The following is a 15,689-nucleotide window of genomic DNA, read 5'->3' as shown; positions in this document are numbered from 1 at the left end:
CGCTAGCGCGGCCGCACTCCGGCGACGGCCATGAGTCGCCCCGTAACGCCTCTTTCGGCGCGGTGACTGAAGAACATCTCGCTATGACAGGCAGTGCAAGGAGAAGAGGCGTCAATATTCCTGGCGGGAACTCCCGCATCGATCAACTGGCGGCGATTGGCCTCCACCAGGTCCAGAAAAATGTTGACTGGCAGCTCACTGTGTCCCGGGGCACGAGCCGTCAGGAAAAGCAGCGGATACTTTTCACGGACCGGGTCGGACTCTTTCACTTCACGAAATAGTTCGCCGGCATATTCGAACTGGGTTTCGAATTTCTGACGGACCTCTTCCCCGACCTTGTAACAGCACCCCTGCACTCCCGGCCCGATCGCTGCCAGCAAGTTTCTCGGAGAGGTGCCGAAGTAGCGGCGCATTTCACCGATACCTTTTTCAACGATTCGTTTGACTGTTCCGCGCCAACCGGCATGAAATACACCGACTGCTCGAGTTTTCTGGTCGACCAGGATCACAGGCAGGCAATCGGCAGTTTGGACCGCCAGCAACAAGCCCGGAGTGTCCGTGATGAGGCCGTCGCCGGCGAGTGCATGTTCGGGCTTGCTATCAACGGGAAGAACCAGATCGGAATGAATCTGTCGAAGCGTGATCGCGGGCCAGCTCTTACGCCCGTCGGCAACACCCAGGGACTTCAGAAAAAGCTCGCGGTTACGTTCCACCGCGGCGCGCGAATCATCCTTTGTGAATCCCAGATTCAGAGCATTCTTGCCGTAGACGCGCGAAACTCCGCCCATCCGCGTCGAAAAACCGTGGACGAGCCAGGGAAATTTGGACAGCTTCTCCGAGTGAAGAATCTGTAGTTTGGCCTTGGGTTTGGTTTTGGTCACCACCTTTTGATCATACTTTGAAAAACGGACCCAGGTGAGCGGACGCTCATTTTCGCCAGAGACTCATCCCTGGCAACCAAATGTGAGTTCCGTCATCGACAACGACCTCCTGTTCCTGCCAATATTAGTGCGATCTTTTCACCACCCTATGCGAAATATATTTTTGCTCATCAGCGTATTCCTGCTTGCCAGCTCCTTCACCGCAGCCCAGACGACTCCCGCTCTCAACCTGATGCCTGTTCCCGCCAAACTGCAATCTGGCGCGGGCCAACTGGGGATCGACCAACTGTTCACCGTCGCCGTCACCGGCGCTAAGGATGCGCGCCTCGACGCGGGTGTTCCAAGATTCCTCGACCAGTTAAGCCGTCAAACCGGGATGCCCCTGAACCGCGAGCTTGCCGACGCAGGCAAAGCTACGCTCGTCATCCACTGCGACAGTGCGGGCCAGAGAGTTCAGTCGCTCACTGAGGACGAATCCTATTCGTTGGAGATTGCAGCCACGCGCGCGACTTTGAGCGCGCCGAATGCGCTCGGCGTATTGCACGGCTTACAGACCTTCCTGCAACTCGTTAATCCATCGCCGACGGGATTTGCCGTGCCAGTGGCGACGATCCAGGACCAACCGCGCTTTGCATGGCGCGGTTTGTTGATCGATGTCAGCCGTCACTTCATACCGCTCGACGTCCTGAAGCGCAATCTCGACGGCATGGCCGCCGTAAAACTTAACGTCCTGCACTGGCATTTGTCGGACGACGAGGGCTTCCGCGTTGAGAGCAAGCGCTTCCCGAAGCTGCAGGAACTCGGCTCCGAAGGCCAGTACTACACGCAGGCGGAGGTTCGCGAGTTCATCGGATTTGCTCGAGATCGCGGAATTCGCGTCGTCCCGGAATTTGATATGCCGGGACACAGCCGTTCCTGGGTTGCCGCTTACCCGGAACTCGCCAGCATGCCCGGCCCATACCGGGCAGGCCGCATTCAGGACTCCGACACCGTGCTCGACCCCACTCGGGACGAGACTTATAAATTTCTCGACAAGTTCATCGACGAAATGGCTGGGCTCTTCCCCGACGCTTATTTCCACATTGGCGGCGATGAGGTCAACAACAAGCCTTGGGACTCGAGTCCCAAGATTCAGGCATTCATCCACGCGCACGGCATGAAGAACAACCAGGACTTGCAGGCGTTTTTCAACGAGCGCCTGGAAAAGATCGTCACCAAACATGGAAAGATCATGATGGGTTGGGACGAAATCCTTCATCCCAATCTGCCGAAGCCGGTTGTGGTCCATTCCTGGCGTGGACAAGAATCGCTGGCGGAAGCAGCCCGCAACGGTCACGGCACGCTGCTTTCCAATGGCTACTACATCGACTTGATCTGGCCCGCGGCTCGGCACTATGCCGTGGATCCGATGATCGATCCAAAAACAGGTGGAGCTGTGAACCTCACTCCGGAAGAGGCCAAGCGAATCCTCGGTGGCGAGGCCTGTATGTGGGCCGAGTATGTCACTCCGGAAACGATTGATTCGCGCATCTGGCCGCGCATGGCTGCGATCGCCGAGCGGTTCTGGTCCCCGCAAAGCGTCACCGACCCGAAGTCGATGTATCGCCGCCTCGATGAAATCAGCGTGCGCCTGGGATGGTTAGGCCTGACGCACGAATCGAACTATGTCCCGATGCTGCGTCGCCTCGCGGGCGGGGAAGATATTCGCGCCTTGCGTATTTTCGCCGACACCGTCGAGCCGACCAAGGACTACACCCGTACGGAGGTCTGGCCGCAACCACCAGTGAAGCGCGTGCCGCTCAACCGCTTGGTCGACGCAGCGCGGCCGGAAAGCTCTGTCGCTCGCCACTTTTCCGAGTTCGTCGATGCGTATCTGGCGAGCGGATCCAAAGACCAAGACACCGAGTTGCAAATGCGGTCGTGGCTCCTGCGTTGGCAGAAAAACCATGCCAGCCTTAAGCCTCTCCTGGAAGGCTCTTTTCTTCTGAGCGAGGATCTGCCGCTGTCGGAGGATCTGGCCGCTCTATCCGGGGCGGGGTTGCAGGCGCTTGATGCGCTCGCAAAAAATCAGCGGTTAGAGGAAACGTGGAGAACCGAGCAGATGGTGGTAGTGCAACGTTCCATGCAGCCTCGGGCAAACTTGCTGATTATGATTGCTCCGCCGATTCAGAAGCTGATCGAGGCGGCGGCACCAGGCTCGAAGCCCTAGACGGCGGTCCCCAGGACGTCGCGAGACTGAAGATTGTGGCTGGCGAGCGTGCTGCCAACATACTCGGCCACGTCCGCCGCCTGCTTGCGAATTTCGGGGACTGCGGTCGTCTCCCACAAAGATCCTTTGCGGGTTGGACCCACGGCAAGTAGCGTCGTCGAGGCAGCACCGTTGTAATCGATCAGACCACCGTGCCTGTCGGTGTCGAGTCCCAGAAAGAGCGGGTCCGGCCGGGCGAGCCCCTGGGCGAAGAGGCTGACGATGAGGGAATCATCGATGCGGCGGCAATCGGTTTCCGAGCCCGTGCAATTCACCACGCGATTCGCTTTGACAGTTTTTTTCCGGCGGCTTTGACGCTCCCGATACGACACTTTGGCGATACCAGCCTTCTCCGAGTAGCGGATGATCCGCCCCGCATAGGTGTGCACGATCCCTTCCGCTTTCATGTCGGCGAGAACGTCGCCAATCTCGGGCGCAATGCGATGGCGATGTACTTCCCAGTGCGAACGAAGATGGCGCAGGAAGCGGCGCTGCTCGTCGCGTGGCAACGATTGCCAGATTTTCTGGGTCACCGGACGCAGGCTGTCGATCACTCCGCGCCAGGTCACATCCCGTTCCTCTGCAAGTTCGATCTGTTCGCGGACCATGCGTAGAAGACCACGAGTCGTGCGGGGAGCATGCTCGTCCCAGAAAAGTGGCCAGGGCTCGGCCGGCCGGGAGCGGCGCGGCAATAATCCCTTCCTGGACAGCACGTGGACGGTACCTTTGAATTTTTTCGAGCGCAGGGCCATGACGAGATCCACGCTGGTGAGGCCCGATCCGATCAGGAGGATGCTGCCGTGGGCGGGCAAGTCTTCCAGAACCTTGCTCGCCCAGGCAAAGGGAAAATAGAGAGTGCTGCCGGGATTCAGCCCCGGCATTCGCGGATCCGCGGGAGGAAAATTCCCCAGTGCCAGCGCCACGGCACGCGCCGTAATTTCCGTGCCGCTTTTTCCTTGGACTGCCCAGTGGCCATGTCGACGCTGGAGCGAGAGCGCCTCGTCCTGAATCCAGCGGAAATGTTCCTGATTGCCGTCCGCGATCGCCTGCTCAAGCAGGCTTCCAACATAGTTGCCATACAGGTTCCTGGGGAGAAAGCTCCGCGGCTGCACGGACGCGTCATGGTTGCTCTGCGCCCAGCGCAGGAAGTGTCCGGGATCCTCGGGGAGGGCGCTCATTTTCGCCGCCGGGACGTTCAACAGGTGAAAACGATGCGGAGAGCTATAGGCCAGACCGCGTCCCGGCTGCGACTTTCGTTCCAGAACGCCGATCAAAAGGCCCTGGCGGCGCCGCAGCAGATGCGTCGCGACCATCGTGCCACTGAATCCCCCGCCGATGATGAGGACGTCCAAGTCTGCCATAATCCCTAGTAATACAATAGACATTATCGCCATGCAAGCTTCGGGCCATTCGACGAGGGGGGAAACACGGCCTAAATCCTTGACTCTGGTGAAGAACATGGCGGGCCTGGCCAATCCATTCGCATTTGGGATGCAATGGCTTGCACCTTTACGCAAAAAGCGTGAAGCCTCGGGCTACCAATGGCAGCTGTCACAAATTGGCTGTGATCCCCGTCCTTGCATTTCCCGGCGGTTTGGAGCAACGTGAGGACGTTCAAAAGGAGCACCCACCCTCATGATCAACGTGCTGATCCATCATGAAGTGGCCGACTACCCGGCATGGAAATCGTCGTTCGAGTCCGTTCTCGACTGGCGGCAGAAGAATGGGGAACGCAGCTATCGTGTGTTTCACAGCGCCGGCAACTTCAACGATCTGACTCTGTTGTTCGAATGGGACAGCCTGGAAGCGGCGCGGAAGTTCCTGGCATCGGACGAACTGAAAGCCCGTATGGCGAAAGCTGGGGTCAAGGGCGAGCCGAAGATCGAGTTCCTCTCGGAATTGCACAACGTTCGCCGCAGCGCTGCCGACTAGCGCGCGTACACCCGCCGTCTCTTGATGACGACTCCTGCGCCATCGCGGAGTTCGTCTGCCTTTGAGGAATCCCTTTTGCGGGGCGCGCATCCAAGCAAGCGTCGCCTAGCTCCTGCACGCGCACATCCCTGCCTGATGTTGGTCCGGGCCGACTCTGAATCAAAAGGAGAATCTCATGGCCAAAAAATCTCTTAGCCCACGCAAGGTCTCACCGAATCCCCTGTATCACCAGAGCGCCCCGGAAATCCAGGCGTTCGGGACGGTTTCCAGCCGGATTCCCCTGCAACTGGAAGAACCCGTCCGGCTCGAAATGACGGAACGGTTGAATCAGCTGCTCGCCGATACGATGACACTCCGCGATCTCTACAAGAAATCGCACTGGCAGGTTTCGGGACCAACCTTCTACCAGCTGCACCTGCTTTTCGACAAGCATTATGAGGAACAGGACGAAATCGTCGACACGATTGCCGAGCGCATTCAACTGCTGGGTGGAATCAGTATTGCCATGGCGGCAGACGTTGCCGAAACGACACGGATCCCTCGCCCTCCCAAGGGACGCGAAGAGGTACCCGTACAGTTGTCGCGACTGCTGGACGCGCACCAGGAAATCATCGTCTATTGCCGCGAACTGGCAGAGCGGGCACAAAAAGAAGGCGACGATGGCACCAATGATCTGGTCGTCAGCGATGTGCTCCGGACGAATGAGTTGCAGGTTTGGTTCTTGAGCGAGCATCTGGTCGAAGAACCTCTGGTGAAAGCAACGTCCCGATTAAAGTCGGCCTGATCGGGAACATGAGAGCCGCTTGGCATGAGGAAGGTCCACTCGCGCCTCATGCCAAGCCACAGTCATGCGCGAGCCCAGCAATCTGCCTCACACTTTTGACTTCGGGTTTCTAGTGTCGCGGGGATAGCAGTTGCAGGATTTCCTGAAGCTCGTGGCGCAAGTGAGCCACATTGACTTGCGACCGCATCGGGAACGGGAGCGCACTTTGATTGCGCTCGGATTTGGATTCTTCTTTCAGTTGGCTGCGCGCACCGGCAATCGTAAAGCCGTCTTCATAGAGCAGCTTCTTGATGCGGATCACCGACTCGACATCGCGCCGGCGATACATCCGTTGACCAGTGCTGCTCTTGACTGGCTTCAACTGGGGAAACTCAGTCTCCCAAAACCGCAGAACATAGGCCTGCAGCCGGCACAGGCGCGCGACTTCGCCAATCCTGAAATACAGCTTGTCAGGAATAATGATTTCCGTGCTCCGAATCTTTCTGGCGGCGGACTTGGTTCGGGGACTCATCGCTTGCTCACCGGGGCAACGAAAACATCTGTATCGCGTTTCTAGCACGGTTGCCCTCAGCGAAACAACTGCTTTTAGTACATTCGTGGTTCGGAACCGTCATTCGTCGTTCGCTGATCGTTCTTCGCCATTCGCAAGACGCCTCCTGGTACCGAGGGCGAATCGCGAAGCACACAAGAAAAAACCTCCGGAGAGGTGCTTCTCTCCAGAGGCTTTGGGGAAACTTCTGTATTCGAGCGTCCTGCTCACTTAGTGTTTCTTTTTCTTGGCGGCTTTCTTCTTGGTTGCCATGAAGTATATCCCTCCGTTTTGAACGATTTTGTTCTCCCAAGGTTCTCGACAAGGCACCTTGATGCCTGCGCTACTCAACTTGTGGTATGAGCAGCTTGCCTACCACAAGATATTGCCATCCGTATCTCAATTGTCAACAAAAATCTGCAGGTCGACGACGAATTGGGTGACCCCGTGCTCCGGGCTCAGGTCCCCGTGGCGTGTGCGATAATTTTTCAGGGACCTCAAAAACCATGTCAGAACACAAAGTTCTTTGCGCGAAGTTGAAACAGGAACTGCCCGGATTGGCTGAACCGCCGTTCGATTCCGAGCTGGGACAGAAGATCTACAACCAAGTCTCGCAGCAGGCCTGGAGCCAGTGGACGGAGTATTGCAAGATGCTGCTCAACGAATATCGCCTGAATCCAGCGCGCAAGCAGGATCAGGAAGTGATCGTGAAACAGATGGAGCAGTTCTTCTTCGGCGAGGGCGCCGCTCCGCCTGAGCAATACGTTCCACCCACCCACTAGCGGCCAGCCATGGGGCATTATTGGCAGGTTACTGCCTGGTTACCCATGGCGGCCCCGTCGTTTTCTGATTCATCACCTCGTAACATCTTTCGCAAATAATCGAGGTCGTGGGCTCGCATGTCTACGACACGCTGATCCTGTCGGACTTGCACCTCGGCGCAGACATGAGCCGGGCGCGCGAGGCGCTTCGCCTGCTGCAGCAAACCAGCTACCGGCGCCTGATCTTGAACGGCGATATCTTCGCCGACCTGAATTTTGCCCGCCTGAAAAAAGAGCACTGGAAGTTTCTCGGATACATCCGCAAACTCTCCAACCCCAAACGCAACGTGGAAGTGATCTGGGTTGAAGGCAACCACGATCACGGCCTCACCGAGATCATGTCGCACTTGGTGGGAGTACGCGTGTTTCAGGAATACCGTTGGGAATATCAAGGCATTCTCCACATCGCCGTCCACGGACATCAGTTCGACGGCTTCGTGGTGAACAATGTGCGCTTCAATTATCTGTTCGGCACGCTGCTCTACCTGCAACTGCAAAAGTGGGATTCGAAGAGCAAGGTGCTGACCCGTTTTCTCGACCGCCTGAACACCCGCTGGCTGCGCTTGTCACCGAAAGTGGCGGCAGGAGCACTGGCGCACTCCCGCCATCATCACGCAGGACGAATTTTCTGCGGGCATACTCATGCGGCACTGCACCGCCATGAGGGTGGCGTGGACTACTACAACTCCGGCAGTTGGATCGACGAACACCCGGCTTACGTGACCGTGGGCGAACAAGGAGTCCAAATCCATGAATACATCGAGCGAACTGACGATCGTGATTCCAGCGAAGAACGAAGCGAAGCTGATTCCGACTTTGCTGAATTCGCTGGCGAGGCAGGACTATCCGCAGATGCCGAATACGAGGGTGTTGGTCGCTGACGCCAACTCCACGGACGGCACTCCTGAAATTGCCCTGAGCTTTCGCGATCGAATGAAAGTGGAAGTAATCCCCGGCGGCATGCCCTCCGTTGGCCGCAACAACGGCGCAAGGCTGGCCGATATGAAGTATGTCCTGTTCCTCGATGCCGACATCGAACTTGCGTCCGATTCGCTGATCCGCCGCGCGCTCGATGACGCGCGGGCAAAAGATCTTGAGTGCTTGACCACCAACATCCTCTGCCGTGAAGGCAGCCTCACAGACAGGCTCTTCTACCGCGCCAATGACTTCTTCCAACATCTTTCCTGCCTGCATCGTCCCTTCAGTACCGGCATGTTCATGATGTTCGCGAACAGGAAGTTTCGTGAATTGGGCGGCTTCGACGAACGCGTTCACTTCGCAGAAGACTATCGATTAAGCAGCCAGGTGGCGCGCCGCAAGTTCAAGATCGTCCGCGGCGGCGCCTATACGACAAACCGCCGCTTCCAGAAAATGGGCCACCTGCGCGTGGGCTGGCTGTTCCTATGGACAGCGATGAATTTCTGGAATGAAGATCACTTTTTGCGGGATCACCATTACTGGGCGGAGCGGAAGTCGTAGGGCGTCGTTCGCGAAATGCGCGCCCTTCGTCCGTCGCTTTGAAGGCGAATCGCGAAGGACGGCTTTTGCGAAAGACGTAACTCTTAGAAGTGCACAGCAATTCCAGTAGAGAACCGCACGTCGTTTTGTCCCTCGCTGAAGAAACGCGTGTGGATCCAATCCAGTTGTCCCCGCACGGATACCGGTCCCCAGACCTGGTAATCAAGCCCGCCGCCGATGGCGTTGGCGAAGGATGTGTCGGTGGAAGCACCATTGGCGACGTTGATATGCGCGGCACCGATCAGTAGCTCCGCAAACGGACGGTATTTCCCAACTCGCAACGACGCTCGTGGTCCAAACAGATAGTTGTGCTCGCCGACATGGTGTCCATACGTGCCACCGATGTCGCCGACAATTCCGATCCACGGCGCAAAGTTGCCTTCCAGCGATGCATTCCATCCGTTGAGGTTCACGGAGTCATTCGAAGCCACTTCGGCATGATTGTAGGAATAGCCAAAGAACACGTTGCCCTTGGTCGGCAGTTGAGCAAAGGCACCGGCCGTCATCAGCGTGATAAAGAACAGAACTAACGAAAGTTTTCGCACAACAAATCTCCTTACATATTTGAGGGATTTCACTTCACGGTAGGATGCGCGATGCGGGAAAGGTTTTGCCTGTCTGCAATACCACCGGACTACGAAATCTAACGGAAGATGGCAGCAAAAAATCCGCGTAGCTTGCCGAAGAATCCATGGCGCGGCGCAGGATCAGCGGCCGCAGTCTCGGTGCCCGAAGGCTTCTGGCCGGGACTGGGAGGAGGAAGCGGGCTCAAGTTCGCAACTGGCGAGGGACGCGCATCCAGAGGCAACGCCCGTACATCTTCCACCGGCGCGGGTGGCGGTCCGGTAGCGCGAAACACAAAAGGCGCTTCCACTCGTACGTGCAATTCGTTAGAAGACAGTGGCGTATTGGCGGGCGCCGCCGCTGATTGATCTGGCGAGGCATTCTCGGTGGGACGTGCTTCTGGTGCACTCACAATTTGCCGTGTGTTGGCCGATGTTTGTTCATCGATGATCACGGGGGCAATGTTCTCCGCTCGCAGCACAGGCTGGCGTGGCGGAGGACATCCACACTCGAGCGGCACCGCCATATCGACGCGATCGAGTTGTCCGGAGTGAAACACCAGCTGATCGGTCGCTTTCACCTGATAGCTGCGGTCGCCGATCAACTCAGACACGATTGCAGACGCAGTATTTCCCGGCAAAGAGCGCACGCAGGTGTTGCCATGCGTATCCGCGCTGATTGCGAAGTGGAACTCGCCCGGACCCGAGAACAGGATGCGGAAGTCCGGAGTCATCACCGAATCAGAAGACGCGTCGAGCGTGTAGTGCGCCTCGAGTGCGCCTGTATTTACACCCAGCATGACGTTGTGGCCACTCTGCGAAGGCGTCACCGAGACCGTCGTGCCCGGGCAAACATGGACTTCTCCGCCACGCGCCAGGTTGAGCACGGCAGTGTCCGCTCCGGCCGTAATCGACGATCCTGCAGCTAGGCTGTTGCCCGCGACAGCCAGCGGACCGGTCGGGTGAGCGACAACGGCAACCGGCTTGGGCGCGGCAGTCAGGCTCGGCACAGAGGGTGGCTGAAAGGGAGTCTTGTTCGCGTCCGTCGGCGGATTCTTCCCCAGATGGACGACCAAGCGATTGCCCGCAGCCGCCCACGTGTACGCTCGTGGAGCGAGCAGATCCACGACCACGCGCGCTACCGGCGGATTTTCCTGAAACTGGTCGGCACGGAGCGTGCTGATCTGGTTGGCCTGAATGCTGATCCGTTTCTCGCGAGTGTCGAGGCGCGCATTCGGTAAATCAATCACCAGACGAGACGGATCGCTCAACAACTGGATCGAAGGAATCAAAGGCCGAGTCGAGAGAATCTCTACTGCTGGACCATCTTTTTCCTGCACGATCCGAAAACTCTTGATCGACGAATAGACCGGCGACTGCCCGGCAGGCGGGGCGCTAGTTTGGGAATAGACTGCCTGCACAAAAAAAAGAAATGTCCCCGTCACCGTCAGTCCCGCAAGAACCAGGACGGCTACTCGAGCCGCGGCTCGCCCGCCACGCGGACAATAACGGGCAAGGAATCCAGGCTCGGAGTTCATTCGGAGACACTTCACTGGGGCACTCGGGTGTTCTTTCCACGATACCACCCGAGCGCGAGCGAAAAGAAGTGTCGAACAGGGTCAGGATTCCGCCAGAAACTCGTACTCGTCGATAACGGCAGCGACAGCCATCTTGCCGTTGGTAGGACCGCCTTCTACGCGCAACACACGCCCTTTGCAGCGCACGCGAATGCTTTCGGTGAGGGTGATTTCAGGAGGCAAGGTCAACGTAAAATCAATGCCGGAACCGGCCTGGATGGCCGAGTCGAGATAGAAACACACGCCCCGGGCGCTGACGTCGCGGGTCTGCGCATCGCGTTCCATCTCAGGGTCTCCGTAACGGACGCTGACGGGCAAATGCAATGCAAACCGTCGCGTGGCCCGTTTGTCTTTTTCCTGCTGCGCCTCGGCCATGCAACCTCCACAAGAGCTGTAAGCATGGCGTTTGGGCATGGACCTGTCAAGAGTCGGGTGAAACCGATGCCTTGGGAAAACAGCTAGAATGAAACCGTGGTCTTCGTCCTCGACAATTACGATTCGTTCACTTACAACCTCGTCCAGTATCTCGGAGAGCTGGGTGCGGAGGTCGAAGTTCGCCGCAACGACCAGGTCAGCGTGGGCGAGGTCGAACAGATGCGTCCCGAGCGCATTCTCATTTCCCCCGGCCCGTGCACGCCGCACGAAGCCGGCATCAGCATCGACCTGATCCGTCACTTTGCCGGCAAGGTACCGTTGCTCGGAGTATGCCTTGGACATCAAGCTTTGGGAGCGGCATTCGGAGGAGAAGTCATCCGCGCAAAGAATCTAATGCACGGCAAAACCAGCCCGGTCGAGCACGATGGCAAGACCATTTTCCGCGGCCTGAATTCACCGATGACTGCCACCCGCTATCACTCGCTGATTGTTTCCGAGAAGGATCTACCCAAGGAGTTGGAAGTCAGCGCCTGGACTACCGAGAAAGATGGAACCCGCGTCATCATGGGACTCAGGCATCGCAAGTTCCCGGTAGAGGGCGTGCAGTTCCATCCGGAGAGTGTGTTGACGGATCAAGGCAAGAAGCTGGTGAAGAACTTCATGTCACTGGCTATCTAAATCATTTTCTTGACGGCGCTTGACGGCGTCTTCTACGTCCTCGATCTTGCCATCTCTACCGCTCTCAATACGGCTCCTGATTTGTTCTGGCTCTCCTCAAACTCACGCTGCGGATCGGAGTCCGCCACAATTCCTGCTCCCGCTTGCAAGTACGCCTTCTTACCTTTCATCACCAAAGTCCGGATCACGATGCAGGAATCAAGATTGCCGGCGAAGTCGGCATACAACACCGCTCCTCCGTAGACGCCGCGCCGCGTCGGTTCCAGTTCTTCGATGATCTGCATGGCGCGCACTTTCGGAGCGCCGCTTAGAGTCCCGGCTGGGAAGCACGCAGCGAAGGCGTCCATGGCATCGAGTTCAGGACGGAGCTTTCCTTCGAGCGCCGACACCAGATGCATGACGTGGGAGTAGCGCTCGACATACATCAGGTCGCGCACTTTCACCGAACCGTACTCGCTGACTCGTCCCAGGTCATTGCGGCCGAGGTCGACGAGCATCACGTGTTCCGCCCGTTCCTTCTCGTCGTTGCACATCAATTTTTCAAGCGCTAAATCTTCGGCCTCGTCTCGCCCACGTGGATGTGTCCCTGCAATCGGGCGATATTCGAGTTTTCGTCCGCCGACTCGCACCAGCATCTCGGGCGAGGAACCGAGCACGTGCATGCCGCTCGACTTACTCTTCTTACTCGTTCCGCTTGCGCCCGAGCGCAAGAAGAACATGTAAGGCGAGGGATTCACCGTGCGCAGCGCCCGGTACAAATCGAAGGGCTCGACTTCCGGCTCAAAGTCCCAACGTTGCGAAAGCACGACCTGAAAAATATCTCCGGCCGCAATGTATTGCTTCGCCTGCTCGACGCTCTTCAGAAATTTTGCCTGGGAAGTACGCGCGTGAACTTTGAGTTTGGATTTCTTTCCCTTACGCACACGTTCGGCCTTGTGTCCGGCGGCGAGCTTCTTTTCAATGCGCGCAATTTCGGCCAATGATTTCTTATAGGCGCGTTGTGGCGACTCTCGCGTCACATCGGCAGACGCGACGATGTGAATCTGGTGCCGCAGATGATCGAACGCCAGCACGCGATCAAAAAACATCAGCACGCAATCGGGAACATCAAGATCGTCGTCGGCATGTTCTCCGATGTTCTCCAATTGGCGAACGATGTCGTAGGCGCAATACCCAACTGCTCCGGCGGTGAACGGTGGCAAGCCTTCCATCGCGGCTGGGCGATGTGCCCGCAGTAATTCCTTCATCGCCTGAAAAATTTCGCCGGTGCGCCGCTCGACTTTGCGCCCGCGCTGGATCGTAATGTTCGATCCGCGCGATTCCAGCCGCAAGAACGGCCGCACACCCACGAACGTATAACGTCCGATCTTTTCACCGCCCTCCACCGATTCGAGGAGGAATGCGTCCGGCTCTCCTTCCGCGATGGCAAGAAACGCGGACACCGGCGTCAGCAGGTCGGCGGAGATTGACTTGGCCACCGGCACCAGCGTCGCTTCGCGCGCCAACCGGGAGAACTCTTTGAAGTCGGGACGGATCATGATTCCTCGAAGCTCTATTATAGGGAAGCACCCGATTGCCCGGGCCATTGCGAGGATCGCATGAGCGAAGGAACTCCATCCAGTTTGCGAGCCGCCAGCCGGCACTACGATGCCAACTACGGAAATTTTCAGACCGAGCTTTACGCCCAGATCCGCCGTGAAGCCTTTGGCGAGGATATTGGTCAAAGCAGCTGGCTCACCTCCGATGAGCAAGATCGGTTCTTGCACTCGCTGAATCTGTCTCCCGGCAAGAGCTTGCTGGACGTCGCCTGTGGATCGGGCGGTCCCGTGCTTCGTATTGCCGACCGCACGGGCTGTTCAGTAGTCGGAGTCGATGTCCACGAGCAGGCTGTTGCGACGGGGAACGACCTGGCCGCCCAGCGCAATCTGACGCCGCGTGCGAAGTTTCAGGTCGCCGACGCGACTACGTCTCTACCTTTCCCCGACGCCAGCTTCGACGCGATCACCTGTATTGACGCTATCAATCACCTGCCGAACCGTCCCGTGATCCTCGCCGACTGGGCCCGCCTGCTCAAACCCGGCGGACGCCTGCTCTTCACCGATCCCATTACCGTGACCGGGCCGCTGACGAACGCGGAAATTGCGGTGCGCAGTTCGATCGGCTTCTTTTTGTTCGTCCCGCGCGGATATGATGAGCGCGTCATCGAGCAGTCCGGACTTCGTTTGCTGGTGAACGAGGATGTGACCGCGAACATGGCGGAAGTTGCCGAACGCCGCCGTGCTGCTCGTGCTTCCCGAGCCGCCGACTTGCGTGAAATTGAGGGCGACCAGACCTACGAAGGGCAACAGGAGTTCTTCGCCGTGGCATCGCGTATTGCGAAAGAAGGCAGGCTCTCACGCTTCCTGTTCGTCGCCGACAAACTCAGCTGACAGGGGAACGGAAACGCGCATGAATGATCGGATTGCGATCAGCGAAGTAGGCCGTCGTGCCCGTCGAAGAATCTCCCTGCGCCTGCTTCCCCTGGTCTTCTCGATGTATGTGGTCTGCTATGTCGATCGCGCGAACGTGGCGTTCGCCAACCTGCGGATGAGCGCCGAACTCGGAATGAGTGCCCGCGCCTACGGTCTTGGCGTGGGCATATTCTTTCTCGGTTACGTTTTGTTTGAAATACCGGGCGCGCTCATCGTCGAGCGCTGGAGCGCACGGAAGTGGATGGCTCGAATCATGATCACCTGGGGAGTGATCACGATCGGCACCGGCTTCATTCATACGACGCGACAATTTTATCTGGCCCGTTTTCTGGTCGGAATCGCAGAAGCCAGCTTTTTCCCAGGGATCATCGTTTACCTCACACACTGGTTCCAGCATTCGGATCGAGCGAAAGCAATTGGATTTTTCTATACGGCAGTCTCGACGGCGACGGTGGCCGGCTCCCTCGTTGCGAGCGGGCTGATTGGAGTGCATTGGCTGGGGATTGCAGGCTGGCGGTGGCTGTTCATCCTGGAGGGGATCCCGCCGATCATCTTGGGAGTCGTCGCATTTCTCTACATGACCGATTGGCCGCAGCAAGCACGCTGGCTACCCGATGATGAACGCGCATGGATCGTTACCGAACTTGAGGCCGAGGCCAAAGCTAAGAAGCAAGCCCGCGATTACACGATCGGTCAGGCGTTTCGCGACCGTCAAGTCGTGCTGCTAACGATCGCCTGGTTCCTGGCATTGGTCGGATCGCTCGGCAGTTTGTATTGGATTCCTATTTTTGTCAGAAGGCTTTCTGGTCTTCCCGACAGCAAAGTCGCCCTGCTGGTTACATTGCCGGGAATCCTCGGCATAGCGGGAACCATGCTGAACGGCTGGCACTCTGACAAGGCTGGAGAACGGCGCTGGCATGCCTCCCTTCCGTTGCTCATCACGGGTCTGCTCTATCTGCTGCTGCTCGTGCCGAGGCTCCCCTTTCCAGTCGCCATGGTTCTGATGACATTCGGTGCGGGATTTTATTACTCGTTTCAGCCCGTGTTCTGGTCGATACCAACCATGATTCTTTGCGATTCCGCCGCAGCCGCTTGCTTCGGGCTGATCAATTCAATGGGACAAATCGGAGGATTTGTCGGCCCCTACGCTGTCGGATATCTCAACGAAAAAACGGGCAACTTGACGGCGGCGTTCGCATTAATCGCGGGTTGCTTTCTGCTAGCAGGGAGCGTGATTCTCTTGCTGGGTACCCGCAAGGTGACGGTACCGCACCCCACTCCGCTTGCCTAGGGTAGGGGGCAGCAATATACT

15 protein-coding genes and 1 pseudogene are annotated in these 15,689 nt (G+C 57.8%); 9 read left to right on the top strand and 7 right to left on the bottom strand.

The features are described from left to right. Nucleotides 1-2: 2 nt before the first annotated feature. Nucleotides 3-788, bottom strand: coding sequence for a peptidoglycan editing factor PgeF (gene pgeF, locus HY010_22405; protein MBI3478489.1), 786 nt, complete (start codon nt 786-788; stop codon nt 3-5). A gap of 241 nt (nt 789-1,029) precedes the next feature. Between pgeF and HY010_22400 the strand changes: the two genes are divergently transcribed. Continuing rightward, entirely contained in the window at nt 1,030-3,090 is a 2,061-nt protein-coding gene (locus HY010_22400; GenBank protein MBI3478488.1) for a family 20 glycosylhydrolase, read from the top strand. Here HY010_22400 and HY010_22395 read toward each other — a convergent pair. Further along, entirely contained in the window at nt 3,087-4,490 is a 1,404-nt protein-coding gene (locus HY010_22395; protein ID MBI3478487.1) for an FAD/NAD(P)-binding protein, read from the bottom strand. The genes HY010_22400 and HY010_22395 overlap by 4 nt on opposite strands. Nucleotides 4,491-4,764: 274 nt before the next feature. On the opposite strand from HY010_22395, the gene HY010_22390 reads away from it, so the two are divergent. Both HY010_22390 and HY010_22385 read left to right on the top strand, forming a co-directional pair. Beyond that, nucleotides 4,765-5,061 (top strand): antibiotic biosynthesis monooxygenase, encoded by a 297-nt coding sequence (locus HY010_22390; GenBank protein ID MBI3478486.1) that lies wholly within the window; start codon nt 4,765-4,767, stop codon nt 5,059-5,061. A gap of 175 nt (nt 5,062-5,236) precedes the next feature. Beyond that, nucleotides 5,237-5,845 (top strand): DNA starvation/stationary phase protection protein, encoded by a 609-nt coding sequence (locus HY010_22385; protein MBI3478485.1) that lies wholly within the window; start codon nt 5,237-5,239, stop codon nt 5,843-5,845. 109 nt (nt 5,846-5,954) lie between these two features. Here the strand turns inward: HY010_22385 and HY010_22380 are convergent, their stop codons facing one another. Next, nucleotides 5,955-6,356, bottom strand: a complete 402-nt coding sequence (locus tag HY010_22380; protein MBI3478484.1) for a MerR family transcriptional regulator — start codon at nt 6,354-6,356, stop codon at nt 5,955-5,957. A gap of 524 nt (nt 6,357-6,880) precedes the next feature. On the opposite strand from HY010_22380, the gene HY010_22375 reads away from it, so the two are divergent. The 3 genes and pseudogenes from HY010_22375 (at nt 6,881) to HY010_22365 (ending at nt 8,674) form a co-directional block, all read left to right on the top strand. Further along, entirely contained in the window at nt 6,881-7,156 is a 276-nt protein-coding gene (locus tag HY010_22375; GenBank protein ID MBI3478483.1) for an oxidative damage protection protein, read from the top strand. A 164-nt stretch (nt 7,157-7,320) separates the two neighbouring features. Further along, nucleotides 7,321-7,953 (top strand): annotated as a pseudogene (locus HY010_22370) (UDP-2,3-diacylglucosamine diphosphatase). Then, nucleotides 7,946-8,674, top strand: coding sequence for a glycosyltransferase (locus HY010_22365; protein MBI3478482.1), 729 nt, complete (start codon nt 7,946-7,948; stop codon nt 8,672-8,674). Before HY010_22370 ends, HY010_22365 begins: the two are co-directional and overlap by 8 nt. Nucleotides 8,675-8,757: 83 nt before the next feature. On the opposite strand, the gene HY010_22360 is transcribed toward HY010_22365, so the two are convergent. The 3 genes from HY010_22360 to HY010_22350 all read right to left on the bottom strand — a co-directional run bounded on the left by HY010_22360 (nt 8,758) and on the right by HY010_22350 (nt 11,228). After that, the gene (locus tag HY010_22360; protein MBI3478481.1) at nt 8,758-9,258 is read right to left on the bottom strand and encodes a hypothetical protein; all 501 of its coding nucleotides are present in this window, start codon (nt 9,256-9,258) and stop codon (nt 8,758-8,760) included. Between the two features lie 98 nt (nt 9,259-9,356). Continuing rightward, entirely contained in the window at nt 9,357-10,814 is a 1,458-nt protein-coding gene (locus HY010_22355; protein MBI3478480.1) for an AMIN domain-containing protein, read from the bottom strand. Between the two features lie 81 nt (nt 10,815-10,895). After that, a complete protein-coding gene (locus HY010_22350; GenBank protein MBI3478479.1) occupies nt 10,896-11,228 on the bottom strand; it encodes a PilZ domain-containing protein in 333 nt (110 codons plus the stop codon). Nucleotides 11,229-11,324: 96 nt separating this feature from the next. Between HY010_22350 and HY010_22345 the strand changes: the two genes are divergently transcribed. Beyond that, nucleotides 11,325-11,906: an aminodeoxychorismate/anthranilate synthase component II gene (locus HY010_22345; GenBank protein ID MBI3478478.1), complete on the top strand. Its 582-nt coding sequence runs from the start codon at nt 11,325-11,327 to the stop codon at nt 11,904-11,906. 32 nt (nt 11,907-11,938) lie between these two features. Here HY010_22345 and trpE read toward each other — a convergent pair whose 3' ends face one another. Beyond that, the gene (trpE, locus tag HY010_22340) at nt 11,939-13,444 is read right to left on the bottom strand and encodes an anthranilate synthase component I (protein ID MBI3478477.1); all 1,506 of its coding nucleotides are present in this window, start codon (nt 13,442-13,444) and stop codon (nt 11,939-11,941) included. Between the two features lie 60 nt (nt 13,445-13,504). Here trpE and HY010_22335 point away from each other — a divergent pair, with 60 nt between their 5' ends. After that, the gene (locus tag HY010_22335; GenBank protein MBI3478476.1) at nt 13,505-14,335 is read left to right on the top strand and encodes a class I SAM-dependent methyltransferase; all 831 of its coding nucleotides are present in this window, start codon (nt 13,505-13,507) and stop codon (nt 14,333-14,335) included. A 19-nt stretch (nt 14,336-14,354) separates the two neighbouring features. Continuing rightward, the gene (locus HY010_22330) at nt 14,355-15,668 is read left to right on the top strand and encodes an MFS transporter (protein ID MBI3478475.1); all 1,314 of its coding nucleotides are present in this window, start codon (nt 14,355-14,357) and stop codon (nt 15,666-15,668) included. The last annotated feature ends 21 nt before the right edge of the window (nt 15,669-15,689 follow it).

The organism is Acidobacteriota bacterium, from assembly GCA_016196065.1.
Lineage (GTDB): Bacteria > Acidobacteriota > Terriglobia > Terriglobales > Acidobacteriaceae > Acidiflorens.
Note: the sequence above shows the minus strand (reverse complement) of the source record. Positions and strands in the feature narration are given on the sequence as shown.

Bases quoted from the DNA above. Each gene is read 5' to 3' on its own strand.
- pgeF (MBI3478489.1), bottom strand. From the start codon at position 788: ATGGGCGGAGTTTCGCGCGTCTACGGCAAGAATGCTCTGAATCTGGGA.
- HY010_22400 (MBI3478488.1), top strand. From the start codon at position 1,030: ATGCGAAATATATTTTTGCTCATCAGCGTATTCCTGCTTGCCAGCTCC.
- HY010_22395 (MBI3478487.1), bottom strand. From the start codon at position 4,490: ATGGCAGACTTGGACGTCCTCATCATCGGCGGGGGATTCAGTGGCACG.
- HY010_22390 (MBI3478486.1), top strand. From the start codon at position 4,765: ATGATCAACGTGCTGATCCATCATGAAGTGGCCGACTACCCGGCATGG.
- HY010_22385 (MBI3478485.1), top strand. From the start codon at position 5,237: ATGGCCAAAAAATCTCTTAGCCCACGCAAGGTCTCACCGAATCCCCTG.
- HY010_22380 (MBI3478484.1), bottom strand. From the start codon at position 6,356: ATGAGTCCCCGAACCAAGTCCGCCGCCAGAAAGATTCGGAGCACGGAA.
- HY010_22375 (MBI3478483.1), top strand. From the start codon at position 6,881: ATGTCAGAACACAAAGTTCTTTGCGCGAAGTTGAAACAGGAACTGCCC.
- HY010_22365 (MBI3478482.1), top strand. From the start codon at position 7,946: ATGAATACATCGAGCGAACTGACGATCGTGATTCCAGCGAAGAACGAA.
- HY010_22355 (MBI3478480.1), bottom strand. From the start codon at position 10,814: ATGAACTCCGAGCCTGGATTCCTTGCCCGTTATTGTCCGCGTGGCGGG.
- HY010_22350 (MBI3478479.1), bottom strand. From the start codon at position 11,228: ATGGCCGAGGCGCAGCAGGAAAAAGACAAACGGGCCACGCGACGGTTT.
- trpE (MBI3478477.1), bottom strand. From the start codon at position 13,444: ATGATCCGTCCCGACTTCAAAGAGTTCTCCCGGTTGGCGCGCGAAGCG.
- HY010_22335 (MBI3478476.1), top strand. From the start codon at position 13,505: ATGAGCGAAGGAACTCCATCCAGTTTGCGAGCCGCCAGCCGGCACTAC.
- HY010_22330 (MBI3478475.1), top strand. From the start codon at position 14,355: ATGAATGATCGGATTGCGATCAGCGAAGTAGGCCGTCGTGCCCGTCGA.